The following is a 1,172-nucleotide window of genomic DNA, read 5'->3' as shown; positions in this document are numbered from 1 at the left end:
GGGCGCCGGCCTGCTCGGCGTCCAGCGCGGGCAACGCGATGTGCCGCAACGCGCCGCGACGCCACAGCGGGCCCAACGGATCGGGCCAGTCGACGCCGTCGGGCAGCGTGGCCAGCAGGAAGATCGCGTCCTCGGCCAACAACAGCGCGAGCAGCGCGGAGGAGGCCGCGTCGAGCAGATGGATGTCGTCGACCGCGACCACCGGGCGACCGCCACCGGCAACCCGACGCTCGGCCAGATGCTCGCGCACCTGGCGAAAGAACATCCTCGGCTCCTCGGGACGCGCGCCGGCGGGCAGCAACGGGGTCAGCGCCGACAGGGCCACGGACGCCGAAGCCCGGGTGGCCCGCACCCGTACGACGTGTCGCCCCCGACCGGCGGCCCGCGCTCGCGCCGAGCGCGCGTCCGCCGGAGCACCGGCGAGCCGCGCGAGGAACTCCTCGACGAGGCGGCTCTTGCCGATGCCGCCGGCCCCCGTGATCACGGCTCCGGTGCAGGTTGACGCGCGTAACGCGCGGTCGAGATCGGCCAGTTCCGCGTCCCGGCCGACGAACGGCGGATGTGCGTCGCCCGGTGCGCTGTCCGTGAACGGCAGGCGCATCTCGCCCGTGTCCGTGAACGACGGACGCGCGTTGCCCATGCCCGTGCCCATGAACGACGGACGCGCGTTGCCCGTGCCCGTGAACGACGGCTGCGCGTTGTCCGGTGCGATGTCCATCGTGACCCCCGTCGTGTCGGCCCCCCCGGGCCACGAGTCCGCGAGGCGGATCCGCTCTCGGCAGCATGCCGGCCCGGGCGCGCCGCCGCACGAATTCGGGCGTGCTCGGCTCGGGTTCTCCCGAGGGTCGAACGGTCGATGGAGTAGGACCTTTCGCGAAATGGAGTAGCGGACCACTCTGTGCCGGCCAGCCGGGGCCGGGCGACAGTGGGCATGTCGAGGACCGGTCGGAGCGTACGTCGCCCGACGTTCACGGCACTGCACTCCCATATCGCTTGTCGGGCCGCGTAGTTCGAATGGTTCGGCTCGACGTCATCGAACAGGACGACAACGTGAACACGAGACGACTCACCCGCCGATTGGCGCCCCTCGCACTGATCACGGTGCTCGGCGCCGGCACCCTCACCGTCGGCACCGCCGCCGCGGAGCGCTGCCAGGACTGCGAGCCGGGCGG

1 protein-coding gene is annotated in these 1,172 nt (G+C 72.7%); it reads right to left on the bottom strand.

Features of this window, described 5'->3' with window-relative positions:
- A partial coding sequence (locus GT354_RS38500) for an ATP-binding protein (protein ID WP_161361029.1) occupies positions 1–718 on the bottom strand: 718 nt, incomplete at its 3' end.
- Positions 719–1,172: the final 454 nt, after the last annotated feature.

Origin of the sequence: Streptomyces sp. SID3343 (assembly GCF_009865215.1) — a bacterium.
Classification (GTDB): domain Bacteria; phylum Actinomycetota; class Actinomycetes; order Streptomycetales; family Streptomycetaceae; genus Embleya.
This window is presented reverse-complemented; position numbering and strand designations above follow the sequence as displayed.